This window comes from Bradyrhizobium sp. MOS002, assembly GCF_003020115.1.
Classification (GTDB): Bacteria; Pseudomonadota; Alphaproteobacteria; order Rhizobiales; family Xanthobacteraceae; genus Bradyrhizobium.
This window is the reverse complement of record NZ_PYFX01000023.1, coordinates 11,951-36,021: the sequence shown is the minus strand read 5'-3', so window position 1 is coordinate 36,021 and position 24,071 is coordinate 11,951. Positions and strand designations below refer to the sequence as shown.

General features: G+C 62.4%; 20 protein-coding genes and 3 pseudogenes. 16 read left to right on the top strand and 7 right to left on the bottom strand.

From position 1 onward, the window contains the following. Positions 1-6: 6 nt before the first annotated feature. Entirely contained in the window at positions 7-2,319 is a 2,313-nt protein-coding gene (locus tag C7G41_RS33215; protein WP_106946484.1) for a NosR/NirI family protein, read from the bottom strand. Between the two features lie 201 nt (positions 2,320-2,520). On the opposite strand from C7G41_RS33215, the gene C7G41_RS33210 reads away from it, so the two are divergent. After that, positions 2,521-3,396: a ferritin family protein gene (locus tag C7G41_RS33210; RefSeq protein WP_106946519.1), complete on the top strand. Its 876-nt coding sequence runs from the start codon at positions 2,521-2,523 to the stop codon at positions 3,394-3,396. A gap of 289 nt (positions 3,397-3,685) precedes the next feature. Here C7G41_RS33210 and C7G41_RS33205 read toward each other — a convergent pair whose 3' ends face one another. Continuing rightward, positions 3,686-4,408 (bottom strand): Crp/Fnr family transcriptional regulator, encoded by a 723-nt coding sequence (locus C7G41_RS33205; protein ID WP_106946483.1) that lies wholly within the window; start codon positions 4,406-4,408, stop codon positions 3,686-3,688. 625 nt (positions 4,409-5,033) lie between these two features. Here C7G41_RS33205 and C7G41_RS33200 point away from each other — a divergent pair. After that, a pseudogene (locus C7G41_RS33200) lies at positions 5,034-5,382 on the top strand (Crp/Fnr family transcriptional regulator); the annotation flags it as partial. Positions 5,383-5,448: 66 nt separating this feature from the next. Here C7G41_RS33200 and C7G41_RS33195 read toward each other — a convergent pair. Then, entirely contained in the window at positions 5,449-5,631 is a 183-nt protein-coding gene (locus tag C7G41_RS33195; protein WP_106946482.1) for a hypothetical protein, read from the bottom strand. Positions 5,632-5,790: 159 nt separating this feature from the next. Here C7G41_RS33195 and C7G41_RS33190 point away from each other — a divergent pair, with 159 nt between their 5' ends. The 7 genes and pseudogenes from C7G41_RS33190 to C7G41_RS38490 all read left to right on the top strand — a co-directional run. Then, positions 5,791-6,969 (top strand): NnrS family protein, encoded by a 1,179-nt coding sequence (locus C7G41_RS33190; protein ID WP_106946481.1) that lies wholly within the window; start codon positions 5,791-5,793, stop codon positions 6,967-6,969. A 3-nt stretch (positions 6,970-6,972) separates the two neighbouring features. Next, complete coding sequence (locus C7G41_RS33185; protein ID WP_106946480.1) at positions 6,973-8,310, top strand: hypothetical protein; 1,338 nt, start codon at positions 6,973-6,975, stop codon at positions 8,308-8,310. A gap of 12 nt (positions 8,311-8,322) precedes the next feature. Next, complete coding sequence (locus C7G41_RS33180; RefSeq protein ID WP_106946479.1) at positions 8,323-8,826, top strand: DUF2249 domain-containing protein; 504 nt, start codon at positions 8,323-8,325, stop codon at positions 8,824-8,826. After that, positions 8,823-9,137: a metal-sulfur cluster assembly factor gene (locus C7G41_RS38035; RefSeq protein WP_199198744.1), complete on the top strand. Its 315-nt coding sequence runs from the start codon at positions 8,823-8,825 to the stop codon at positions 9,135-9,137. The genes C7G41_RS33180 and C7G41_RS38035 overlap by 4 nt, the downstream gene beginning before the upstream one ends. 178 nt (positions 9,138-9,315) lie before the next feature. Then, entirely contained in the window at positions 9,316-10,743 is a 1,428-nt protein-coding gene (gene ccoG / locus C7G41_RS33170; RefSeq protein ID WP_106946478.1) for a cytochrome c oxidase accessory protein CcoG, read from the top strand. A 110-nt stretch (positions 10,744-10,853) separates the two neighbouring features. Beyond that, on the top strand, positions 10,854-11,699 hold the full coding sequence (locus C7G41_RS33165) for a copper chaperone PCu(A)C (RefSeq protein WP_106946477.1): 846 nt from the start codon (positions 10,854-10,856) through the stop codon (positions 11,697-11,699). A gap of 172 nt (positions 11,700-11,871) precedes the next feature. After that, a pseudogene (locus tag C7G41_RS38490) lies at positions 11,872-12,271 on the top strand (DNA ligase); the annotation flags it as partial. Between the two features lie 51 nt (positions 12,272-12,322). On the opposite strand, the gene C7G41_RS33155 reads toward C7G41_RS38490, so the two are convergent. Then, on the bottom strand, positions 12,323-12,532 hold the full coding sequence (locus C7G41_RS33155) for a hypothetical protein (RefSeq protein ID WP_106946476.1): 210 nt from the start codon (positions 12,530-12,532) through the stop codon (positions 12,323-12,325). 306 nt (positions 12,533-12,838) lie between these two features. On the opposite strand from C7G41_RS33155, the gene C7G41_RS33150 reads away from it, so the two are divergent. The 7 genes from C7G41_RS33150 to C7G41_RS33120 all read left to right on the top strand — a co-directional run bounded on the left by C7G41_RS33150 (position 12,839) and on the right by C7G41_RS33120 (position 21,092). Beyond that, positions 12,839-14,659, top strand: coding sequence for a glycoside hydrolase family 15 protein (locus C7G41_RS33150; protein WP_106946517.1), 1,821 nt, complete (start codon positions 12,839-12,841; stop codon positions 14,657-14,659). A 21-nt stretch (positions 14,660-14,680) separates the two neighbouring features. Continuing rightward, positions 14,681-15,553 carry an SDR family oxidoreductase gene (locus C7G41_RS33145; RefSeq protein WP_106946475.1) on the top strand — a complete coding sequence of 291 codons (873 nt, stop codon included), beginning with the start codon at positions 14,681-14,683 and terminating at the stop codon, positions 15,551-15,553. Between the two features lie 403 nt (positions 15,554-15,956). Next, positions 15,957-16,595: a ZIP family metal transporter gene (locus tag C7G41_RS33140; RefSeq protein ID WP_306768075.1), complete on the top strand. Its 639-nt coding sequence runs from the start codon at positions 15,957-15,959 to the stop codon at positions 16,593-16,595. 546 nt (positions 16,596-17,141) lie between these two features. After that, positions 17,142-17,669: a MarR family winged helix-turn-helix transcriptional regulator gene (locus C7G41_RS33135; protein ID WP_158268068.1), complete on the top strand. Its 528-nt coding sequence runs from the start codon at positions 17,142-17,144 to the stop codon at positions 17,667-17,669. Between the two features lie 10 nt (positions 17,670-17,679). Further along, positions 17,680-18,651, top strand: coding sequence for a tripartite tricarboxylate transporter substrate binding protein (locus C7G41_RS33130; RefSeq protein WP_106946472.1), 972 nt, complete (start codon positions 17,680-17,682; stop codon positions 18,649-18,651). Positions 18,652-18,728: 77 nt separating this feature from the next. Then, positions 18,729-19,691, top strand: a complete 963-nt coding sequence (locus C7G41_RS33125; RefSeq protein ID WP_158268067.1) for a methyltransferase — start codon at positions 18,729-18,731, stop codon at positions 19,689-19,691. A gap of 861 nt (positions 19,692-20,552) precedes the next feature. Then, the gene (locus C7G41_RS33120; protein WP_146159851.1) at positions 20,553-21,092 is read left to right on the top strand and encodes a hypothetical protein; all 540 of its coding nucleotides are present in this window, start codon (positions 20,553-20,555) and stop codon (positions 21,090-21,092) included. A gap of 1,071 nt (positions 21,093-22,163) precedes the next feature. On the opposite strand, the gene C7G41_RS39120 is transcribed toward C7G41_RS33120, so the two are convergent. The 3 genes and pseudogenes from C7G41_RS39120 to C7G41_RS37145 all read right to left on the bottom strand — a co-directional run bounded on the left by C7G41_RS39120 (position 22,164) and on the right by C7G41_RS37145 (position 23,831). Next, a complete protein-coding gene (locus C7G41_RS39120; RefSeq protein ID WP_199198743.1) occupies positions 22,164-22,430 on the bottom strand; it encodes a GFA family protein in 267 nt (88 codons plus the stop codon). 173 nt (positions 22,431-22,603) lie between these two features. Next, positions 22,604-22,714 (bottom strand): annotated as a pseudogene (locus C7G41_RS38485) (cupin domain-containing protein); the annotation flags it as partial. Positions 22,715-22,784: 70 nt separating this feature from the next. Continuing rightward, a complete protein-coding gene (locus C7G41_RS37145) occupies positions 22,785-23,831 on the bottom strand; it encodes a hypothetical protein (protein ID WP_146159850.1) in 1,047 nt (348 codons plus the stop codon). Positions 23,832-24,071: the final 240 nt, after the last annotated feature.

Here is a 24,071-nt window from a genome sequence, read left to right as displayed (position 1 = left end):
TCGGTTTCAGGTTGCAGGTGGAGTGATAGTGTCGGCGGGCGACGCGCCAACGGGTTTCCCGCCCGCAATGATGAGCGTGTCCGGGCCCTTGGCGCCGGAGCGCATCGATGGCGACGACATCGCCTGGCGCTTTTCCCGCTTCAGCCGCACCTGGATCATGTGCGGGCAGCGGTGGTCGTCGAAATAGAGTTCCTGGCAGTGCATGCAGTAGATGCACTCGTTGACGTTGATGTGACCTTCCGGATGGATCGCCTGTACCGGACACTCGTTGGCGCAGCGTTGACAGGGCGAGCCGCATTCCGGCCAGCGCCGCAGCCATTCGAACATCCGGATACGCCCTGGGATCGCCAGCGCCGCACCGAGCGGGCACATGTAGCGGCAGAAGAAGCGCTCGACGAACAATCCGGCGGCGAGGAGGGTCAGCGCATAGAGGACGAACGGCCACTCCCGCGCGAACTTCAGGATGATGGAAGTCTTGAACGGTTCGACCTCGGCGAGCTGCTCGGCGAAGGCGGTAGAATAGAGCGACATCCCGAACAGGCCGAGGAAGATGATGTACTTGATCGGCCAGAGACGTTCGTGAAGTCCCCAGGGAACGCGGAGTTGAGGCACCTTGAGCGCTTGCGCGACGTTGTTGAGCAATTCCTGGAGGGCGCCGAACGGGCAAAGCCAGCCGCAGAACGGTCCACGGCCCCAGAACAGCAGCCCGGCCGCAATCGATGCCCAGAGGATGAATATCAGGGGAGCCGAGAGGAAATAGTCCCAGCTGAATCCGGTCAATAGGGAGTTCGCGAAGGTCAGGACGTTGACGACAGAGAGCTGGGCGTTCGCGTACCAGCCAAGCCAGACAAGGATGAAGAGCAGGTAGCCTCGGCGCACCCAGACGTACACGGCTGGACGTCGAACCAGCACGTTCTGAAAAAAGAAGATGAGGGTGAGCGCGCCAAGCGCCGCCACGGTGAAGCCGACCTTGACGGTGTTGGTGCGCCAGATCCGCATCCACAGCGGCTCCTCGTCGGACGCGGGCGGCGGCGTACCGACTTCGCGCGTCTCGGCAACCGAGGTCGCCGACGCCTTCGAAGCCGCCGCCTGTGGAGGCTGCGCCGGGGGCGCCTGCCGCTTCAGGTAGGCCTCGGGAAGTGCATAGCCGAGATCGAAGGTGACCAACGCCTTGTCCCGGGCGCCGACCACGCGCTGCACCAGCAGCTGCAGCATCCATGGTTCGACCGGATTGAAGGCAAGCTCGGGCGGCACCGTGAACAGAGCGATTTCCGGAAAGTCGGGTGCACCCTCGGCGGCTAGGCTGCCGAGCCGGGTGTGATCGCGGTCGCGGAAGCGGACGCTGTTGGTTTCCTGAACCAGCTCGATGCGGTCGAAGATTCCGCCGCGGACGTAGGCGGCTCCCTTGAACGAGTAGCGGCCGGATCCGGCGACGACGAGCGCCTGCTGGCCCGGCTTGAGACGGCCGACGAGTCGCTGATAGCCGTCGTCTCCGAGCAGACTGCGTCCGATCGTGGGAACGGCGACGTCGGCAACGTAGAGATCTATGAATGTGTCGTCGGGATCGCCTGCCTCCGGATGGGCGGTCGCGGCGGCGTTACCCGTGCTTTCGAACGCCTTGTTGATATCCGCAACCGAGAGGAAAAGCCGCCGGACCGAGCCGTCACCGAGGAGCGTCTGCCAATCGCGAACCTCGCTTATTCCGGGATCGATCGCTTTCGACGTTTGCGGCGCTGCGCTGGCGGCTGCATCGCCTTGGGCGCCGAGTCGACCGCTCTTGATCAGCTTCGTCGCGGAACGGACGATGCTGTCGCCGAACACGAGGACCGTGACCGTCGCCCCGCTGACGATGTCGACTTGGGGCGCCTGCGCGGCACCGCGCGCCACCTCGCCCATGTCGGCGCCGATCAGCTTGTTGACGGCATCCAGAATTCTCTTCTCCGGAATCCCGACGAGAACGATCGGCTCCTTGTGCTCGACCAGCTTGAACCCCCTGAGCACGCCTTTGGTATCGATGCCGATCAGAACCTGGATCGGCTTGCCGGAGTAACCTGTCGCGTTGGCGAACTGGGAATTGAGGTAGACGAATCCTTGCAACTGCTCGCCGCGGTAGACCGGAACGATCGGCGGATCTCCCTGCGGCGGACCGAATCGGTCGGCGCCTTGGAAGAAGTCGGCGGGCGCGACCTTCGGCAGATAAGTGGCGAGATCGCCGGCCGCGAGCGCCGCATGTGTCCACAACGTCGCGCAGATCGCGACAATGACCGCGAATGCCGCTGCAGATGCAGGCCGTCTGTGAGCGAAACAACTCCGGACCATGGAGTACCTCAAAGCGCAACGGGTCTGCCCGAGCACGCTCATTCCATTCGAATTTTGATGTTTGATGTCCCGGGATCGTCGTTGACGCCGGACGGGCGGACCGATTGAGCCAACGCAAATCGTGCTGCGTCAAGAGGGTCTATGTAATGATAAGAATGGCCTCGCAATTTGCGCTGCATCAAACAGCCGAGGAATATGATCATGCCGTTGCTGCGAACGACGCTCTTGAAGATGGAACCGGCGGGGACGCTGCAGTCGCTCGACGAACTGTTTGCGCTCGCTAACGCTATGGAGCAGGAGGCCGCGACCAAGTACGGGGAACTCGCCGAAGAGATGCGACGTCAGGACCGTTTCGACCTGCTGACGGTCTTCTCCGATTTGGCGGCGGCCGAACGCGAACATGTCGACAGCGTGCAGCGCTGGTCACAGTCGCGCCGCGGGAAGCTGCCAGATCCAGCCCTTGTTCGCTGGGAGGCGCCCGAGACGTTCGACAGTGACGCCACAGCCGAGATCAAGGCTTCGAACCTGATGACGCCTTACCACGCGCTCGCGATGGCGGTGCGCAACGAGGAACGCGCCTTCGCCTTCTGGTCCTATCTGGCCGCGTATTCGAAGGATCCCGAGATCAAGAAGGCTTCGGAGGCGATGGCCAAGGAAGAGCTCGGCCACGTCGCGACGCTGCGCAAGGAGCGGCGACGTGCCTATCATCGAGAGCACGGACGGGAACGGGCAGACGAAGCGCGCCTACCCGCGGAGCGGACCGAGGCGCGAAGGCTTGAGCTTTGCCTCGCGACGCATCTTGCGGCGCTCGAGCGGCGTCTGGAAGGGGCGGCTGCGGTGCGCACGCGCGAGCTCCGCGAAACGACCATGCGGATGGCCGACGAGGTCGGCGATTTCGGAAGCTTTCCGGAGACGCTCGAGCAGCGGGACGCGCCGACGATCGCCGAGGCGCTGGCCGACGCCTATCTCGAAGGTGCCGAGCGCTCCGGCGATGCCGAGCGCGTCGAAATGCTGCAGCGGCTCGCGGAGAGAGCGATCTCGCGTTTGGCTTGGCTGCGTTCGCTCAGCCAGGACTAAGGCGGCCGATCGCTGCTGAGGAGATTCAGAGACGGCGATGGAGATGGATTGCGTCCGCGATGCTCCGGCCCGCGCGTTGACCAGCAGCAGTTCTGGTCCTCCATCACGTACTCATAGCTGCTTACAGGCCCCGCCAACTGATCGAGATTCGATGGATTCTGGGCTGATTTCGCTGATCCGGCAGCTTCGTGCTGCGACCAAGCTGCAGAACCGCCGATCGCGTCCGCGTCAACCGGGCTGGCGCAGGACGAGGCATCTTCTAGTTGACTCCGGTCATGGGCACGTTCCCCTAGGGGCCGCGCCGGCGAACCTGTATGGCTTCTTCGCCTTCGGCGAGGCCCTGCAAGCGGTGCGCATCGCGAAGCACGATGCGCTGCCTGCCGCCCTCGACGAGACCTTCGGTTTCCCAGGCGCTGAGAATCCGGCTGACTGTGTGCAGCGTCGTCCCCGTCATTTCGGCGATATCCTGACGGCTGATCGGAAAGTCGATCTCGACCCCGGCATCGACCTTCTTACCGGCCTGCTTGGCGAGGCGCAGCAGCGCATGCGCCACCCGCTGCTCCACGTGCTCGTTCGAGATCTCGATGACGCGCGCCTGGGTGTCCTGAAGCCGGCTGCCGACCGTCTCAAGCGCGCTCGCCGCAAGCGTGGGATATTTGACGATTAGCCGCTGCCAGGAGGACGAGGGCCACGACAGCGCGATGCTGTCGACGGCGGCGACGGAAGTCGCGGGATAGTGGGTCATGTTCATGGCTTGCGCCACGCCGAAGAGTTCGCCGGCGGAGACGTAGCGGACCACTGTCTGCTGACCTTGCGCGGTCGTCTTTTCGACGCGAAGATGGCCATGCAGCAGAAGGAAGAACCGCTCGGCGGGGGCGCCCTGGTCGAAAACCGCGCTGCCCTTCGAGTACCTGACCGAGCGGGCCTCGCGCAGCAGCTCGTCCTGCTCAGCGGGCGACAACCCGGCAAACATCGGCAGATTGGCCACTAGCGACCGGTCAATTGCGGCCATGGGAACCCCTCGAGTGCGGCCGAAAGACTACCCGCACTCCGGGCAAGCCTCAACGGCAGCGCCAGCTGTCTACTTCGGAAAGCCTTCCCGGAACTTGCGCTGGCGCAATCTTGGAGATGCCGTGCGGCCTATCGGCTTGTCGAGGCCCGGCGAAACCAGGCGGCCCTTTCGGGAAAAAACAGATGAAAAAGACAGATGGAAAAGACCGCCACGCTGGGCAGACTTCGGCTTGGCCGCGGCGCCCCGCACGCCGCCGAAGTGGAGGAGAAGTTGCCAAGGAAGGGCACCGACAGCGCCACGATGGTGTTCGAGTCGGCTTGGCCAAGATCGCACCGGTGACACGGTCAAGTTCGTAGTGCCGACAAGGGCCACAACTCGAGACCATAAAGGGCACGTTGCGCGGCGGCGTTCCAAGGTGAGAACGGAGAGGACGTCATCGTCAAGTTCGATCGGGAAGGCGTCTAGCCGCTTAGCAAAAAGCGCCGCCCGCTGAAATGCGTCGCGGACGGCGGCATTTCCAGCCCCGGGAGGGCGAGCAAAACCCCGGTGGTGGCAGAAATTGCATGTCCACGTTCGGATGTCTGAGCAAAATTGCTCACTCTCCAAAGATCACGTTTGACTAGGTTTCCTTATCCAAAAAGGCCGGGTGAAGGTCGTCGTCATGTCCGAGCAAGGCAAGGAAGCCGTTGTCGGAATCCTGGAGCCAGGCCAATTCTTCGGCGAAGGCTGCATGAACGGCCATTCGCTCCGGAGTGCAACGACGACAGCGATGGAGGCATCGCTGATCACGGTGATCACGAAAACGGCCATGCTCGCGGCGCTGCACGACCAGCTCCAAGTTTTCCGAACTGTTCATGAGTTACCTGCTCACCCGAAACAGTCGTGTTGAAGAAGATCTGATCGACCAGCTCTTTAATTCCAGTGAAAAACGGCTGGCGCGCCTCCTTCTGCTCCTGGCGAATTTCGGGAACGACTCCAAACGCAAAGGGAGTCGAGCGCGCAATTGAATGTGATGCCCGGCCCTTTCTGACGCGGACAGGCTATCGGTTATTCACCTCCGCCGAGCAGCATGTGCAGCAGTTCGGTTTGGATTCTTCCACGACCTCCCTTGGACCTTCTTCGTCGAAGCGGTCCATGAGGTCGGTCACGACGCTCCCGACGAGCTTGCGCTCGATACCGCTGTCGCTCCGGTCTTTCCCGCGCAGTCTCTCGAAAATCCGCATCTCGTTCTCCGTTGTGACGGTTCGTAGATAATCCAGGCTCCGATCTGATCTTTGTCGCCGATCAAACAGGCGGGCGGATGATTCACTAGTTTGAGCCTCGACAAAGAGAGGGCGACGGCGACCACCTATTCTGGCGTTAATTCGATTGGAAGGCGCGCCATGGCGACGATGCAGAAATTGAGGGACTACGAGGGACCGGCCCTGCTGTCGCACGGCTTCCGCCCGTTTTTCCTGTTCGGCGCGATCTACGCCGGCGCGGCGGTTCCGTTATGGCTCGCGGCGTTCGCCGGCGACCTTTCGTTGCCGACCGCGTTCGCGCCGCGGGACTGGCACGTCCATGAGATGCTGTTCGGGTACGTCAGCGCCGTCGTAGCGGGGTTCCTTTTGACCGCAATTCCCAATTGGACGGGACGACTGCCGATCCAGGGCAAGCCGCTGGCGGTGCTGTTCGGGTCCTGGGTCGCGGGAAGAGCCGCGACCTCGTTCTCCGACGTGATCGGTTGGCGAATGGCGCTGGCGGTCGACGCCGCGTTTCTGGTTCTTCTCGCGGCGGCGGCCGCGCGCGAAATACTAGCCGGACGCAAGTGGAACAACCTGAAGGTCGTCGCCATCGTCTCGCTGCTCGCCGCCGCGAACGTCGCCTTCCACATCGAGGCTCATATCACGGGACTCGCGGAGTTTTCGACGCGCGCCGGCGTTGCCCTCGCCGTCACCCTGGTCTGCGTCATCGGCGGCAGGATCGTGCCGAGTTTCACGCGCAACTGGCTTGCGCGCCGCCCCCCGGGACGCCATCCGGTTCCATTCAACCGCTTCGACGTGCTCGCGATGGTCGCTGGCCTCTGCGCCTTGGCCGCATGGGTGATCTATCCGTCGGGTCGGTCGACCGCGGTCGCCCTCGCTGTCGCAGGGCTTCTCCACTTGGCCCGTTTGGTTCGCTGGGCAGGAGAGCGGACCTTCTCCGATCGCCTCGTCCTGATCCTGCACGTGGCCTACGCCTTCGTTCCCGTCGGCTTCTTCCTCTCGGCGCTCTCCGCGGTCGATCTCGTCGTCCCGAGTGCCGGCATTCACGCCTGGACCGGCGGGGCTATCGGGTCGATGACTCTCGCGGTGATGACGCGCGCCTCGCTCGGACACACGGGTCAGGCGCTGAAGGCATCCGGGCTCGTCCAGGCCGTCTACGCGGCCATCGTGGTCGCCGCTCTCGCGCGCATGTGCGCGGCGGTGGAGCCCAGCCACTCCGTCTCGCTTTTGGCGGTGGCAGGCATCGCATGGACGTTCGCCTTCTTCGGCTTTGCTCTCGCCTACGCACCGCTGCTTTGCCGCACGCGAAAGTTCTGATCGATGATCGGCGCCAGCATCTCCCGATGGACCATGACCTACTTCGCGGCGGCGCTCGCGTGGTTGTTCGTCGCGCTGTTCATGATGGTCGTTGGCGTCGGCTATCCCACTGCCGACATCGCTTCTCCCGACACGCTCGTTCTCGTTCACGTCACCTGCATCGGCTGGTTAAGCCTCGCCATGTGCGGCGCCTTGTTTCAGTTCGTTCCGGTCCTGGTGGCCAAGCCGCTGTTCGCGGAGAAATGGGCCTTGCCGGCCCTTGCCCTGCTGAGCGTGGGCCTCCTGTCGCTGCTCGGAGGGTTTCTTTCGCTCGACGGCCGACTTCCGACGGCGTTCTGGTCGCTGCCGCTCGGCGCCGTTCTGCTGGTCGCCGGCTTCGGTCTGGTCGTCGTGGACCTTGGGCTCACGGCATGGCTGCGCCCGACGGGACCGGCGCGTTTCGTTCTCGTCGGGTTGGCTTGCCTCGGCGTCACCGTCGTCTTCGGATCGTTCTTCGCTTTCGCACTCTCGGGATGGGCCGGATCTTTCGGTGATACCGTTCTCGCGAGCGGCATCCCGCTGCACGCCATCGCCGGTCTCGGAGGCTGGCTCACCTTGACGGCGATGGGCGTCAGCTACCGTCTGCTGGCGATGTTCATGCTGGCTCCGGACGTCGACGACCGGCAAAGCCGTGTCACGCTCGCGATGGGAGCGATGGCCGTCACGTTCGCCGTGGCGGGCGGCGCCCTTGCGATCGGGCTCGCGGCCGGTCTGCCGATCGTGCTGTCGATCGCCGCGCTTCTGGGCCTCGTGTGCGCCGGCTTGTACGGGCGCGACGTCGCCGGCATCTTCCGCAACCGCAAACGGCGCCAGCTCGAGCTCAACATGCGGATGGCGACGCTTTCGTTCGCGAGCCTGGCTGGCGCGGCGCTTCTGGGGGTCGCGCTCGTCTTTTTCGACGGTTTCACGCCGCATGTCGGCGCCTTCGCTTTCCTCGCCGTGTTTGGGTGGCTGTCGGGTCTGGTGCTCGCGAAGCTCTACAAGATCGTCGCGTTCCTAACGTGGCTGGAAACCTACGGCCCCGTGATGGGCCGCGCTCCCACGCCGCGCGTCCAGGATCTCGTCGCCGAGAATCGGGCGACGAAATGGTTCGTCGTCTACTACGCGGCGGTCTGGCTCGGGACCGTGGCCCTGTTGGCGGGCGAGCCGACAGCATTCCGCGTGGCGGCGGCTGCGATGACCGTCGGAGTCGTCGGCATCGTCCATGAAATCGTGCGTATCCGTCGGCTCTGCGACGTCGCGAGCCCGCTACGGCTACCCGCCGGGGCGGTCCCGCCGCATCTTCTGTTCGCAAGAAACTGAGAGAGGAACACCATGACCGATTACATCGACGTCGACGTCCGCCCGATCCTGCGCGCTGGAGGCGAGCCTTTCTCGGTGATCATGTCGGCGCTGCAAGGCCTGGAGCCCGGACAGGGATTGCGTCTTTATGCGACCTTTAAGCCGATCCCGCTGTTCGCCGTGATGGAGAAGAAAGGTTTCGCTCATGCGGAGCAGGCCCTTGGAGGCGGCGAGTGGGAAGTCCTGTTCACGCCGGGGGAGCCCCGGCCCGAGGAGGTCGCAGCGGCCGGATCGAGCTTCGACAACTGGCCGGCTCCCGCCGTCACGCTCGACAACAGGGATCTGGACCCACCGGAGCCCATGATCAGGATCCTCGCGGAAGCGGACAAGCTCGGCCCCGGCGAAACGCTGTCGGCGTTCCTGCGCCGGGAGCCGGTGTTCTTGTTTCCGCAGCTGGAAAAGCGAGGCTTCCGCTGGCTGGGCGGGTTCACGCCGGAGGGCGCCACCTACGAATTGACAGTCCGGGCCCCGTCGTGACCGGCGAGCTCGTCGGCCGCGTGCGCGACGCGCTGCGGGTCGTGATCGATCCGGAGCTCGGGGAGAACATCGTCGACCTCGGGTTCGTCTACGACATCGCCGTCGAGGCGGGGGCAGTCCGGATCACCATGACCGCGACGACCCCGGGATGCCCCGCGACGGGTTTTCTGAGGGAAGGGGCGCAGGCAGCCGCTTCTGCCGTCCCGGGGGTCGTTTTTGCCGACGTGACGATGACTTTCGATCCGGCCTGGACGCCCGATCTCATCGAGCCGTCGATCAAGGCTTCACTCGGGTTCGCGGCCGTGAACTGAGTTGCCTTTGGCGCCGGGACGGCGCGTTCGAAGTCGAGTTTGCCCCGACAACGTCGCGGCGTGCAGGACTTGAGACCATCCTTCAGCGGGCGACGCCCTGTTTGTGCGGAGGTCGCCGTGTTCGATGAATTTCGCAAGGTCATGCCAACCCCGCTGTCGGCCGTGGGGATCTGACGCCATGGCCCTCACGATCGAGATCGATCACGCCAAGACCCGAGCCAAGGCCGCAGCGGCCGCAGGGCAGCCCGTCGTACCCCAGTCCGTCAAGGGGCCGATCCGACGGATCAAGTGGGGGATCCTCCTGCTGACCCTGTCGGTCTACTACGCCACCCCGTTCATCCGCTGGGATCGCGGGCCCAACGCGCCGGACCAGGCCGTCCTGCTCGATTTCGCGAACGGACGTCTCTACGCGTTCTTCGTGGAGATCTGGCCGCAGGATTTCTACCTCGTCACGGGCCTCATGGTGTTCGCCGCGACCATCCTGATCTTGACCAACGCGCTGGCGGGACGTCTTTGGTGTGGCTTCGCCTGCCCGCAGACTGTCTGGACCGACCTGTTCCTGCTGGTCGAACGGCTGATCGAAGGCGACCGCCGTCTGCGCCTGAAAAACAGGAATGCCCCGCTCACTGCGAAACGCGCCGCCCAGATCGCCGCGAAGCACGCGGCCTGGCTGCTGATCTCCTTAGCGACCGGCGGCACGCTGATATTCTATTTCACCGACGCGCCGGCCCTGCTGCGGGGCTTCGCGTCCGGAGAGGCGTCCGCGAACGCGTCCACCTGGATCGTCGTTTTCGCCGGCACGACCTACGGGCTGGCCGGCTTCGCCCGCGATCAGGTCTGCACGTTCATGTGTCCGTGGCCAAGGTTGCAGGGCGCGATCTGGGATCCGGAAGCCTATACCGTGAACTATCGCGACTATCGCGGCGAACAGCGGATGTCCGCCAAGAAGTCCACGGCGGTCCGGCTCGAAGGCAGGCCGGCCGGCGATTGCGTCGATTGCGGCCAGTGTGTCGCCGTCTGTCCGATCGGGATCGACATCCGCGAGGGCCCGAACTTCGCGTGCATCAACTGCGGGCTCTGCGTCGATGCGTGCGACGGGGTCATGTCCAAGCTCGGCCGCCCACGCGGTCTGATCGATTACGAAAGCTGGAACAACATCGAGCGGGGCCATCGGAAGGAGCAGCCGGTCAACAGGCTGGTACGACCGAAGACGATCGGCTTGACCGCCGCATGCGTGGGGCTCGCCGCCACGATAGGCGTCGCGTTCGCGACCAAGACAACGGCCATCCTTTCCGTTCAGCACGACCGCGATCCCGTGGCCGTCCAGCTCTCGGACGGATCGCTGCGAAACGCCTATACGGTCAAGCTTCTGAACAAGTCGTCGGCTCCGCACAGCTACACGCTATCCGTCGGCGGCGTCGACGCCAAACTCGCCATCGTCGGCATCCAGAATGGTTCCTCCTTCATGGTGGGGCCCGAGACATCCGAAGCGTTGCGGGTGACTTTGACGGGGTCGGCGGACGGTCGGGGCGACGTGGTGTTCACGGCTCGCGACGAGACCGGCGGTGTGGTCCTGACCGCAAAGGACAGGTTCGTCGATCACTAGCCGTTCGAGCTTGCGCCGCGTCAACGTCGAAGGCGCGCCCGTCTGCGAAGCTTAGATCGAAAGCCGGGACCGGCGTTTAGTCCGTTCCGGACCTGTGCGGAGGTCAAGTCATGCTGCACCACATTCCCAAGGCCATGATCGTCGTAGCCGCCGCTCTGGCGTTCATCGGCTCCGCCCCGACCTCGGCCCATGACGTCGTCGTCGGTCAGGCCTGGAGCCGCGCCACCCCCAAGGGCGCCAAGGTCGCGGGCGGCTATCTGGCGATCGAAAATCGCGGAGCTGCACCCGACAGATTGCTGTCGGCGTCGAGCGCGTCCGCGGGCAAGGTCGAAATCCATCGCATGTCGATGCAGGACGGCATCATGACGATGCGCCCCATTGAAGACGGCCTGCTGATTCCACCGGATCAGACGGTAACGCTCGCGCCCGGCGGAGACCACATCATGTTCGTCGGCCTCACCGCGCCCTTCGAGGAGGGACAGCGCATTCCGGTCGCTCTGAGGTTCGAGCGTGCCGGACGGGTGGACGTCGATTTCGAGGTGGGGCCCGTCGGCGCCAAGGGCCCGAGGCTGCAGATCGCATCGAGCGTCCCGACAGCGGTCGTGGTGCCTGCGATCAAAGCCGCACCGGCGGACGAGCCGTTCTTCACGCATCTCTGCGGGACGCAGGTGACGGCGGACGTCACGATCAGGCCAGGACGCCACGGACCAGTCGAGATCCTAGTGAAATTGGAGGACGGCGACGAAAAGCCGCTTTCGGTCGATGCGCTGTCGGTGACGTTGTCAAACCCCGAGAAGAACGTCCCACCCATAGCCGCCACCGCGGAGCGGGTGAGCTCCGATACCTGGAAGGTCCGGACAACGGCCGCGACCGAAGGCAAGTGGTCGCTGTCCCTCGGAATCGACCTGAAGCCGGGCGAGCGCATCGACTTGGCCGCGCCAATCCTCATCGAGTGAGGACGGACGCGGAGAAGTCCAGTGACCGTCGCGCACTTGAAGCCCCAAGCTTTTGGCTGCGCGGCATCGATGGAAGCCGCCGCTTCGCGCTCTAGATGCACCGGAAGGACAGCTACGATAATCGAGCAAAATGGAACATCATTGTTTCTCTACCGCGCCTAATCGAAGCAAAGCTTCGTCTGCCGGGCTCGAAGACGTGGTGTCGAATGTCCGCGACAGCGATTATGCCAGCGTCTGCGGCAACAACTGGGTCAAGAAAGCCTGCGCGTAGCGGTAGAAGCTGACGATCGCCGGCTTCGCCCTGGATGGCACCAAGTGGGATGGCCTCTACGTCGGCCGACGCAAGGCCAACGATCTCGTCTATGCCGGCAAGGTCGATCATGGCTTCGACAAGACGTGGACGGCGGAGCTCCGGAGACGGTTGGAGCCGCTCGTCCGGAAGACGCAGCCCTACGCCAAGCGGATCGCCCACGGTCGAGCCGAAGCTGCTGACGGAAATCGAGTACCGGGCGAAGTCGGCGGAGGGTAGGGTCAGGCATCCGTTCTTCAAGGGCCTTCGTGAGGACCTTTGATGGCCCTATAGTGGGGGCACGGTGCGACGGGGCCGAGAGTGCGCCTTGAAGCTAGACCGGGTCCGGAGCCGGGGCGATCCGTGCGCCGAGCACCTGGTCGAAATCGGCGGGATCAAATCGCCTTCCATGGGAGTCGGTAATATGCACCTGCCAGCCTTCGCTGTGGAGGGCGAGCGCCTTGGCGACGGTTGTGGCGGGGCTCAACCGAACGGTGTGGACCGTCTTCCCATTCTTTGAAGAGTAGACCGTGAATGCCGTCATGGTACCTCGATCGAGTGACCCTATACCCGCCACGGCATCCCTTGCAAATGTAAGCAGTTACTGTGGGTCAAGCGGCCTTCATCTCGGTGTGGTCCGCGATCCGCGAACGCGGCTGAAACCGCAGCTGTCGTCGGCGGAAACAGCCCCTCCATTCAAATGCCGCGTGCTGGGGGTGGTAGGGCCAGCGGAGCGGGCAGCACCAGCGATACGGCGCGGGTGCGTTGCCAATCTAAACGAAAGTACATACTCAGGACTGACTGACGTCGGAACTGGATGGCGCGGCTTCCATTGACCATCGAGGGTGTCCTGATGGCCCGGATCGAAGATTACGCGCTTATCGGCGATTGCGAGACCGGCGCCTTGGTCGGGTGCGATGGCTCAATCGATTGGCTCTGCTTCCCGCGGTTTGATTCCGATAGCTGTTTCGGGCGGCTGCTGGGGGAGGAGAAGAACGGATATTGGAGCCTTCGCCCGGTCGAAGGTTATATGACCGAGCGTCGCTACCGACCAGGCACGCTGATCCTGGAGACCGTCTTCGCGACGGAGACGGGCCGTGCACGTCTCATCGACTTCATGCCCCGCAAGACGGGCGTGTCGAACGTCGTCAGGATCGTTGAGGGCATCGAAGGATCGGTCGAGATGCGAACCGAGCTGGTCGCACGGTTCGACTATGGGGTCAGTGTACCGTGGGTGAGCCGCCTGGAGGATGGTGCAGTCAGCTTGGTCGCGGGAGCGTCCATGCTGGTGCTGAGGACCGGGGTGCCGCTGCACGGCCACTCGATGAAGACAGTCGGCGCGTTCTCCGTCGAACCGGGCCAACGCGCTGCCTTTGTTCTCTCCTACCAGACATCGTATGAAGATCCAGCCTCCCATGACGATCCGTGGCTTCTCCTGGATCGTACAGAACGTTTCTGGCGCGATTGGTCCAGCCGCTGTGAAGCGGCCGGGCCATATTCGGACCAGGTTCTGAGATCTCTCATAACTCTCAAGGCCCTGACGTTCGGACCCAGCGGCGGCATTGTCGCTGCCGCCACGACCTCGCTTCCGGAGCAAATTGGTGGCTCTCGCAACTGGGATTATCGCTTCTGCTGGGTGCGGGACGCCACGCTGACTCTGTTGGCCCTCATGGGGGCCGGCTACTACGACGAGGCGCGCGCCTGGCGAGACTGGCTCATCCGCGCCGTGGCGGGAAGCCCGAAGCAGTTGCAGATCATGTACGCCGTCACGGGCGAGCGCAGGCTGACCGAGTGGGAGGTGCCCTGGCTGTCGGGATACGAAAACTCAAACCCGGTGCGTATCGGGAACGCGGCGCACACCCAGCTTCAGCTTGATGTCTATGGCGAGTTGATGGACGCCTTATACCAGGCCCGCCGAGGCGGTCTGGCCGAGAACAAGCGAGCCTGGGCCATTCATTGTGCCCTCCTCGATCACCTCAAGGGAATCTGGACGGAGCCGGATGAAGGTATTTGGGAAGTGCGAGGCGGCGCCAAACACTTCACTTATTCGAAGATCATGGCTTGGGTCGCTTTCGATCGAGCCATCAAATCGGCCGACGAGTTCGGCATGCATGGTCCCGTGGACGATTGGAAAGCGCAGCGCGCCGCCATTCAGGAAGATGTCTGCCAACGCGGCTACGATGAACAGCGAAAGACCTTCGTTCAGGTCTACGGTGAGTCCCAACTCGATGCATCCCTGCTGCTGATCCCGGCGGTAGGCTTCTTGCCGCCCGAAGATCCCCGAGTGATCTCGACCATTGAAGCTATCGAACGCGAGTTGCTCAAGGACGGATTTGTGCAGCGATACGATACGAAGGCGACCAAGGATGGCCTGCCGCCTGGCGAAGGGATGTTTCTGGCCTGCAGCTTCTGGTTGGCCGATGCCTATCACCTGATCGGCCGCGATGCTGACGCCAAGGCATTGTTCGAGCGTCTTCTTGCTCTGCGCAATGACGTCGGTCTGCTGTCGGAAGAGTACGACACCGGGCGAAGTCGGTTGGTGGGCAACTTCCCCCAGGCCTTTTCTCACATCGCTCTGGTGAACACAGCGCACAATCTCACTCACCGCCAAAAGCCTTCGGAGCACCGCGGTAGCAAGAAAGCGCTCCCGAGCAAGGGACAGGAAAGTTAAGGCCACCAGGAGGAGACACGTATGACAGAGAGGGCGATCGATCCTGCTGCCTCACCGGCTCCGGAGGCGCGACCTCAAGGGCCGGTTCGCTTTCCGATCGTGCTGGAAGGACAGCCCGCGCTAGTGACGGGGGCAAACTCGGGAATCGGGCGCGCGGTGGCCCTTGGGCTCGCGGCCTCTGGCGCTGACGTGGTCGTCAATTACGTAGTTGACCCAGAAGCGGCAGACGAGGTGGCCCATCAAATCGAGGCACTTGGCCGGAAGGCGATCACGATCAAGGCCGACGTCAGCAATGAGCAGGACGTCCAGTCGATGTTCTCCAGCGCTATAGGTCGTTTTGGAACGCTGCACATCGTTGTGAACAATGCCGGATTGCAGCGGGATGCGCCGTTTCACGACATGACGCTCGAACAGTGGAACAAAGTCATCGGCGTCAATCTTACCGGCCAATTTCTCTGCGCCAGAGAAGCGATCCGTGAGTTCAAGAGACGAGGTGTAGTGAAGAATGTCTCAGCGGCAGCCGGCAAACTCGTCTGCATGAGCTCCGTCCATCAGGAGATCCCCTGGGCGGGTCATGCGAACTATGCGGCCTCAAAGGGCGGCGTCATGCAGATGATGCGAAGCTTGGCGCAAGAAGTTGCTCCGCTGGCGATCCGGGTCAATGGCGTCGCGCCTGGAGCGATCCGTACACCGATCAACCGACCCGCCTGGGAAACCAGGGAAGCCTACGACAGCCTGATGACACTGGTCCCCTATCGGCGCATCGGTGAGCCAAATGATATCGCGCAGGCGGTCGCCTGGCTGGTTTCAGATGCGGCCGACTACGTAGTTGGCACAACCTTGTTCATCGACGGCGGCATGATGCTTTTCCCGGGCTTTGCGAGCGGGGGATAGTCACAGCCGCACACCACCATTCTCAACGAAAGTGTAAGCGGCCCATCGGAACGGCTAAAACCATGCGGGTGTTGCGGCATGGGGTCGTTAGGCAAGAGGAGGAGTGAGCATTGCCAAATGGCGCACGCGCAATGGGCGCAGGCAAGATCGCCCGCGAGGTAGCGAGAGCACTGACGTCCGCTCTGAAGCGCCATTCCGTCAGCTTTCCGAAGAAGGGCCATAGAAAAGAGGAAAAAACACCTCGCCAGACCTCGCCCTCGCCGCGCCCCGAAAAGTCGCGGTAGCTCCCATGCCCATCTGGCTTACTGCGGGTCTTTGGGGGCTGCTTGGGGCCTCATCGTTGCTCCTGGGAGCAGCGGTCGCATTCGTCTTCAGGATGCCTCGCTACGTTACTGCAGGAATCATGTCTTTCGGCTGCGGCGTGCTGATTTCGGCCGTGGCCTATGACCTTCTGGAGGACGGATACCAGGAAGGCGGCATCTGGCCCATCGTTGCGGGTGCGATCGGAGGCTCTGCCGCGTATGCTCTTGCCGATTGGGCGGTCTCCCGAGAAGGAGCGGGCTCCCGCAAGCGGTCAGGGGGGCAGCAGGTCAACGCCAGCGAAGGCGGAGGCCTGGCGATTGCCGTCGGCTCACTTCTCGACGGTATTCCGGAAAGCGTTGTTCTGGGTCTGGGGCTGTTGAGCGGAAAGGGCATCAGCATCGCGATGCTCGCCGCTATCTTTCTGTCCAATTTCCCGGAAGGCCTTTCGAGCGCCCTCGGCATGCGCGCTGCTGGCCGTTCCGCGACCTACATCTTCGGCCTTTGGACCGCTATCACCGTCCTCTCGGGACTTGCCGCCTCCTTGGGAGCAGCTTTCCTAGGCGGTGCTGCCCCTCAGGTCGTTGCCACCGTGAGTGCCGTAGCTGCCGGCGCTCTTCTCACGATGGTGGTGAACACCATGGTGCCGGAAGCTGTCGAAGGCGAACAGAAGCTGGCCGGCGTGCTTGTTGTTGTCGGCTTGCTTGCCGCCTTCGCGCTTTCTAACCTAGGCGAATCGTAAAGGACATTGAGCGCCTTCTCAATCAATCAGGTGTTGGCGGCCCATCTGTCATTTCAGGCCCGGCTTAGTGGTCAGCCGCCGTCGGTTAGGTAGGCCTCGCGCGGGACTCATCGATAGTCCGCGCGAATCTAAGTCGCCGAACCTTGTCTCGAGCTTCTTTCTCGCCCTCGATCTCGCCTCAGGAGGCGTTCGCCCTCGAGCGTTCGCGCCCCTCGCGCCGCCGTTCGCGGCGTTCGCGCCGCCGCTTGGCACGTCAGCGGCCTGCCGCAGCGGAGGAATCTGCGGCGCAGCGACTATCTGGGCCGGAACTTCCTCGACCAAAGGCTGCCGAAGCGGTTCGGGCGCGCCGGGGCCCGGATGCAAGTTTTGGTTCGCTTGTGCTTATAAGGTGGAATTATCGAGCACGCGCGTTTCAGCAGCTACTCCTTTTCAGAAATAGATTTGCAAGTGGGCCGGAGTTCGTTGCAAGCGCCCTCGCGGCTACGAACTCTTCTTGACGCAGTGCTAAATATTCTTATGATCAGAATTCTAACGAGTAGGCCCGGTATGACCAAGGACCGCCGCGAACCAGCCGAGCTGTTGCCGGTGCTTCCGTCGTTTCGAGTGCCTGCCCATCTGGCACGACGGTTTCATCAGATCTGCCTGGGCGTGACCGCCGAGATACTCGAGGGCGAAGACGTCTCGCCGATGCAGTGGAGCGTCCTCGCAGCTGTCCTGGAGGAGCCGGGAAGCGCTCAGGCGTACATCGCAAGACGACTCGGCATCGATGTCGTCACGCTCGGGCAGACGATCGACGTGCTCGAACAAAGAGGCTTGGTCAAGCGCCAGGCCGATCCGGCCGATCGCCGAGGCCGTCAAGTCTTCATCACCCGACGGGGAACCGAACTGCGCCTGCGCTTGCGTCCCGCGATGCTCGAGGCGCAGGATCGGCTGCTGAGTCCGCTGAACAAGGCAGAGCGCGTCGCTCTGCTCGATATGCTTGTCCGGGTCGTCGTCGCCAATGGGAGCTATGCCCGCTCCGGCAACGGGCGGCGCAAGCCGCGAAAGCGGTCCGGCTCAGATCCGAAGCCTTGAGGAGAATGTCATGCGACCTCGGCGCTGGACCTTGTTGACGTTGCTGCTTTGCAGCCTGACGCCCGTCCTGCCAAGGGCGGCTATGGCCGAATGGCCCGAACGGGCCGTGAAGATCGTGGTGACGTTCCCTCCAGGCAGCGCCAACGACGCGGCAGCACGCATCTTCGCGGACGCGTTTTCCAAACGGTGGGGCAAACCGGTGATCGTCGAAGATCGAACCGGCGCCGAAGGGACTATCGGGGTCGGCGCGTTCGTTTCGGCGCAGGACGACCACACCTTGCTCTATACCGTAATCGGTTCGGTGACGGTCGCGCCGCTGCTGATCGACAAGCTTCCTTACGATGTGGATCGCGATCTGCAGCCGATCGCCTCCACCACATCGATCGTTCTCACGCTCACGGTCAGCAACGGCATTGGCGTCGGTACCATCGCCGAACTGATCGATGCGCTCAAGGCGCAGCCCGGCAAATATGCCTGGGCTTCAGCTCCAACGCTGCCGCGATACGTCTTTGCGGGCTTCCTCAAGCGTCGCTCGCTCTCGATGAACCACGTGAGCTATCGCGACGCAGCTCAGCCGCAAGCCGATCTGGGAGAGGACAGAATCCAACTGCTGGTCACCTCGTTGACGGCATCCCAATCTCCCGTGCAAACCGGCAAGGCGCGCTTCCTGGCGGTTATCAATCCGAGCAGAGCCGCCGTATTGCCTGAGGTGAAAACCGTGCGCGAGCTTGGCTACCCCGAACTCGAGATCGATGGTTTCGCCGGAATCTACGGCGGCCGCAACATGCCGGAGGCGGTAAAGGCGCGGATCGCGGCCGACGTTGCCGCCATCTGCGCGGACAGCGAGGTTCGTCGCAAGCTCGAAGCCGGCGGGCACAACGTGCTTGCCGGAACCGCAAACGAATTGCGGGCCGGAATCGAGCGGCAGCGGAGCTGGCTCGCCGAAATAAGTCGGTTGGTCGATATCCGCGACGCGAGATGACGCAGGAGGAACCAACGATGTCGTCGCCGGAAGCACTCGCACTTCTCGACCTGATCCAGTCGCATCGGATCACCGCCGTGATCTACGTCGCGGCCCAGCTCGGAATCGCAGATCGACTATGCGATGGACCGAGATCGCTCGACGATTTGGCTGACGCGACCGGTGCGAACCGGGCAGCATTGGCGCGTCTGCTCACGGCGCTGCGCACCATCGGCATCTGCCGGCCGGGAGGCGGCGACCGGTATGCCCTGACCGAAACCGGCGCGACCCTGGCCGGTGCCGCTCAGTCGTCCTGCAAAGCCTGGGCGATCTTCGAGGGGCAAATGCTTTCGAAGTCGTGGAACGGCCTGCTCGAGACCGTTATGTCCGGCAAGACCGCTGCGCAAATAATACAAGGCTTGGACGACAGCTTCGATCTAATGGCGCGCGTGCCCGAAAATGTCCGCGTCTTCAACGCCGCGATGGCCAGCCTGACGCGTCTGGTCGCGGCTGACGTGCTGGCGGCCTACGATTTCAACCGGTTTTCGCATCTCCTGGATGTCGGCGGCGGATCGGCCGAGCTGATCGGCGCCATTCTCGGACGCTACCCACGGATGCGCGGCACCGTGTACGATCTTGCTCGCTGCGCCGAAACCGCAACGGCGCATCTTGCGCAGCTCGGCCTGGCCGATCGCGCGGATTTCCTGGCCGGCGATTTCTTCGCGTCCATCCCGGCGATTGCCGACGGTGTGATCCTGAAGAGCGTGATCCACGACTGGGACGCTGAGCGCAGCTGCGCGATTCTGCAGAATTGCCGGCAAGCGCTTCCAGCGAACGGAACGCTGCTGCTGGTCGAGCGCATCATGCCGACCATCCCCGACTGCAATGAACTGCACCGATCCCATGCGTTGAGCGACCTGAACATGCTGCGGGGGCCGGGTGGCAGGGAACGCACCGAGGCACAGTATCGGGACCTGCTTGGCGACACCGGATTTCACGTGACGTCGGTGACGGCGGCGGGACGATTTGCGGTGATCGAGGCGTCTCCCGCAGCGGGCTGACCCCCACGCCAAACGGCGTCAAGCATCGAAGCGCTCCATCGATTCATCGTCAGTGTCGCACGATGCGCTGGTGGCGCCGGCTACCGAGCTTGGAAAGTCCCAATTGATCCGGGGGACCTGTTCACCGCCGCTCCGTGGCGAAGCCGGCTCGTCACCCGCCGAGGCCGCCAGGGTAGGCAGATGCCGCCTCCGGTCGGTACCCGCTCCGACGGAGCGCGCGAGACGCCAGCCGCCTCCGCGCGTCTCGAAATCGACCGAGATCGACGGCCGAATCGGCCGCGCGAGTGGTACACGGCGGTGGTCACAAACGTCGCCCGGCCTTTTCGGGAATCCTTGTTTTCTGCGGGTTTGCGCGCATTTCCGGCATGGGGGGAGAGATTCCCACTCTCCCCGCAACGTCAAGCAATTTAGCTCTCGAACTACGGAGCACGGGACGTCGTCACCTCCCTTCAAAGGCCGATGCACTAGACATGCATGCCCGGTGCATAGACCGCTTGATTGGCTTGCATTCCGCCGGCTCTTCTCCACCGGTAGTGCAACTAAGTTGTTCGATCAGCTGGCCGATGCCTGCCCGCTTGCTGCCGGTCAGACTGATGAACTTAAGGAAGGATGCTTTGCGGCTCACGAGGCAAATCGTCGCTCGTTTGCACCGGCAGAGCCGAGCGCGGTGATAAACGGCGCCGTCCCCTCACTCGGAGTTCCGGGCTCCTGGGGCGCTTCTTCGACCCTCTTCTTCTTAGCTTCGGTTTGGCCGCGGGACGATGGCAGTTGCACTCGTACGTAGGAGGCGCGAAATCGTCGCACGGTCGCAAAGGCTAAGCTAAATGGTCTTTTGCTGGATGGCTTGGTATTCTAGCCAGCATGAGCGAATTTTCTTTGGACTCGATCTCCTTTGCCCGGCGGATTCGAAATTCCGCAAGAGACCGTCGGCTTGCAGCGATGCATGAAGCGGGGCACATTGTCATAGCCTGGCATCTCAAGATTCCGACAATGTGGGCAGAAATACGAAAGATCGAACCTCAGGACTACACTGAGAAAGAGTGGGTCGGATCCGTTCAACCCCTTGTCGAGGGTGTCGAAGCAAGCAAGCGTATGATGGTTGCTGTTGCGGGTATGGTCGCGGAAGCTTGCTGGAAGAGAGAACCGTTCGGGGAACTATATGACAGATTGGAAATGTCACCAGAGTCGATGTCGCTCCCCGATTGGGAGATGTCGGGCTGCTGCCCCGGAGAGCCAACTGAGGAATTCTGGGACGCCACAGAACACATCTTCGAGTTACTCAATCGGCCGTGCGGCAGGCTGTGGAACTCTTTATCGAAGCAAGCGCGCCTTCTGATCGTGAACTCTCGGTTCGGCGCTGCCCCCTCGGGCGATAATGAAGCAAGTGGCTTCGCCCCCTAGGGCTAAATGTACGATGTTAGTTAGATGTTTCCTGCAAAGCATGTGCGGCGCCCGCCTGGCATCAGTGGTGCGCCATCAGTCAAACGCTAAGCAGCCTTCCGTGTCGCAGGTTGCCGACTTCGTTTAGAGGCGTCGTGATTGCGAACGAGATTTTCGTCGATTTTTGTAAGATTGGAACTGCTGTGCGGTCAAGAAACATCGCAGAGCGACCTCCGCCGCTGCGCGCGGCCAGCTGTGCTCGCCTACTGTACCGGTCTTTGGCTTACAGGCATTGCGGCGCTGCGCAGGAGCGACTGGTTACCGGACGGCCTTTCCGTTGTGACCATCCAGAACGATCGGCCATATCGGGCCCGCACGATCGCCTCGCCCACCGCGACCTGGGCCCTGAGCTCACCGGCTCTGGCCCGACCTCGGGCACAGGATGTCCTCGCATTTGGGCACGAGATCTACGACGCGTCTTTCGACGTTTACGCCGTCGCGGCTGTAGGCCCAGCACGGCACCGTCATAGCATGACGCAGGTAGCCTCCCCTGGCCCGCGAGCGCACCGTTTGCAGGAAGCTATCTCGCGTGGGGCGTGCGATATATGGAAGAGCATGCAGGCCGCGGATTGCCCCTACGCGTTTCAGGTCAGGCGTCCGGTGCCTTCCGTTTCCGACGATCACAGGTTCATTCCGTCGCTGACAACGTCAGCAAAATCGAACGCCCGTGTCAGTGACCGGTTGTTTTGACGGGCAAAGATTAGGCCGATTCTCCGAAATACGCGGGTAAGCTCCTTACTAGCCCGCCTCGTAGAGATGGTCCAGAGAGGCAGACCGCCTGACGATAGGGGCCGTCCACGGGCTGAGGGGCTGAGGGAGCAGAGAGGTCACGGAATCTCCCAGCTATTGATCGGCGCGCCGGCTGTCCGCCCAAATCGCTTCGAGCGATATGCGGCCCCGGGCTTTGGCGGCGGTAGCGCGATGGTTCAGGAATCCTCGCGTGTCTTGTGTCAGTAAACTACTAACACGGTGAATAAGGCCGGCGCGGACAACTGACACATCTGTCGGCTAAGTATCTGGTTCAAAGCATAATTATTCTGTGTCAGTTCTGCATGCAGGCGCGGGTAAGCCAAGTTCGTAACGCTGTTTCAAAGCGCCCACCCGCAAAGAATAGGAGGTCGGACTATTTGCTCCCGATGAGTACACCGGCGCACCGCTATGGTCGCAGAAGGCATGAATCCGCATAGCGCCGCTGTCCGCAACCTTGATGTATTTTTTTGGCACGCCTCTCAGACGGTGGAATTGCTCTACGCGGCCGATATATTCATGCGAAAAGCAGAGCCCGACAACATCTGGCAATCAGCGCAGTTGCAGATCCTTATCGTTCCGAGCGTGACGTCGGCCTCATAAGCGATTCCGCCGCAGTGACATTGCCCTTCCACTTTCATGCGTGGTCCCTCCAGGGAGCGGGAGAGCAGTTCTTCCGACTGCTCTCATCTTGATCGGTACACGCACTCTACGGTGCCCGCGCATCACTTCCGATACTGGTCGTCGCTCACCTTCTCGAGCCAGTCCACGTTCTTGCCGTTAACGGATTCCTGGACGGCGATGTGGGTCATCGCCGTCGTTGGCGAAGCGCCATATCGACCGCCCCCTTTGGAGGCGCCTTGACAAGAGAGAGGCGTCAAGGCCGTACGGGTTCAATGCGACTAGTTACGGCGCCAAAGACGCCAAGGCCTGATAATCCTCATATGCAAGGGCATGCCTCTCTTCGGATGGCCTAGGAGATATTCCGGCCGCCGTTAGCCGCTTGACGATTTCCTGCGCAACCAATCTTTCGCGATCGAAGATGGCCACGAATTCATCAGCTTCGACCTCTGCTATTTCCTGCACCATCTCAAGGTAGAGGGGGGCCGACTTCCGTTCCTTTTTTGCCTCTACAAGCCGCTCGGCGAGCTCAGGAAGGACGCGGCCCAAAATGACGCTGTACTCGCTACGAAATCCCCGCACGAGGACGGACTCGATGAGCGATCGAGCGCAAAGAGCCGGCGCCGCGCTTGGTGTATGGCACTCGATCCGAATATCAATGCGCGGAAGCGACGACACAACGTTTCCACCTTTAACGAGACCGGTGACCTCCGAAGCCCATTTATTGATGCTGAAAGCAAGTCCCTGTTGCGTGAATAGCACCCGCTCTTCGGCATTTGGACCGGGTAGGTAGAACCCGCCCTCCCGTCGGTCCATCGCGGAATGGCCGACCAGGATCTGGTAGGATTGGCTACTCCAAGGATGAGCGTAGACGATCGGCTCACCAGCCTCGATAAGCACTTTATTGTCGCAGAACAGGACTCGTAAACAATTGCGCCTAGTCGATACCCACGGATCACGTCTCGCGGGAAACACCTTTGCGTCCTTCTGACCTACCTTACTGTCGAATAGCTCGGTCGGCCAATTTGTACTGGAAACCGGTATCTCAGGGTCAATCGCCAGAAGTGCTTCGGGCTTGCCCTTCCCAGCAAGATTTACGAATCGAGAAACGTCGACCTCGCCTTCACGACTGAGTAAAGGCCACCAAAGCCGATCATCGTAGCGTCTGATACCGTAAGGCAAATCGGGCCGTCCGAAAGCAGGGAGCCCAGGATCGATCTGATATGCGATCGGAGCCGAATCCGAGCTTATATGGGGGATCTCAATCGGGCCGATTTCGAGAAACCACTCGGATTCCGCTTTCCGTCTGCCCTCGCGGATAAATCGTTCCAAATAGGGTAGTCGTATGTCAACGAGCACGGTCCGGTTCCAACTTGAGGAGCGCGCACGTTACACTGAGAGCTTTCCTATTTGCTTAGCTCGTTTTCTTTCCGCCTTTGTGACGGCCGGGGATCGCCTGCTGGCTCAACGTTCGATGCCAGATCTTGGTTGTTGTCCTAGCAATTATGGCCCGTGAACCTGCTTCCAATCGATTGCAACTTGATCGACCACGACCGGATTCGTTGAACGTTA

Excerpts from the sequence above, each read along its gene's own strand:
- ccoG (WP_106946478.1), top strand. The coding sequence starts at position 9,316 with ATGGCCCTCACGATCGAGATCGATCACGCCAAGACCCGAGCCAAGGCC.
- C7G41_RS33215 (WP_106946484.1), bottom strand. The coding sequence starts at position 2,319 with ATGGTCCGGAGTTGTTTCGCTCACAGACGGCCTGCATCTGCAGCGGCA.
- C7G41_RS33180 (WP_106946479.1), top strand. The coding sequence starts at position 8,323 with ATGACCGATTACATCGACGTCGACGTCCGCCCGATCCTGCGCGCTGGA.
- C7G41_RS33205 (WP_106946483.1), bottom strand. The coding sequence starts at position 4,408 with ATGGCCGCAATTGACCGGTCGCTAGTGGCCAATCTGCCGATGTTTGCC.
- C7G41_RS33135 (WP_158268068.1), top strand. The coding sequence starts at position 17,142 with ATGACCAAGGACCGCCGCGAACCAGCCGAGCTGTTGCCGGTGCTTCCG.
- C7G41_RS33140 (WP_306768075.1), top strand. The coding sequence starts at position 15,957 with ATGTCTTTCGGCTGCGGCGTGCTGATTTCGGCCGTGGCCTATGACCTT.
- C7G41_RS33165 (WP_106946477.1), top strand. The coding sequence starts at position 10,854 with ATGCTGCACCACATTCCCAAGGCCATGATCGTCGTAGCCGCCGCTCTG.
- C7G41_RS33185 (WP_106946480.1), top strand. The coding sequence starts at position 6,973 with ATGATCGGCGCCAGCATCTCCCGATGGACCATGACCTACTTCGCGGCG.
- C7G41_RS33190 (WP_106946481.1), top strand. The coding sequence starts at position 5,791 with ATGGCGACGATGCAGAAATTGAGGGACTACGAGGGACCGGCCCTGCTG.
- C7G41_RS33210 (WP_106946519.1), top strand. The coding sequence starts at position 2,521 with ATGCCGTTGCTGCGAACGACGCTCTTGAAGATGGAACCGGCGGGGACG.
- C7G41_RS33155 (WP_106946476.1), bottom strand. The coding sequence starts at position 12,532 with ATGACGGCATTCACGGTCTACTCTTCAAAGAATGGGAAGACGGTCCAC.
- C7G41_RS33130 (WP_106946472.1), top strand. The coding sequence starts at position 17,680 with ATGCGACCTCGGCGCTGGACCTTGTTGACGTTGCTGCTTTGCAGCCTG.
- C7G41_RS33195 (WP_106946482.1), bottom strand. The coding sequence starts at position 5,631 with ATGCGGATTTTCGAGAGACTGCGCGGGAAAGACCGGAGCGACAGCGGT.
- C7G41_RS33120 (WP_146159851.1), top strand. The coding sequence starts at position 20,553 with ATGAGCGAATTTTCTTTGGACTCGATCTCCTTTGCCCGGCGGATTCGA.
- C7G41_RS33145 (WP_106946475.1), top strand. The coding sequence starts at position 14,681 with ATGACAGAGAGGGCGATCGATCCTGCTGCCTCACCGGCTCCGGAGGCG.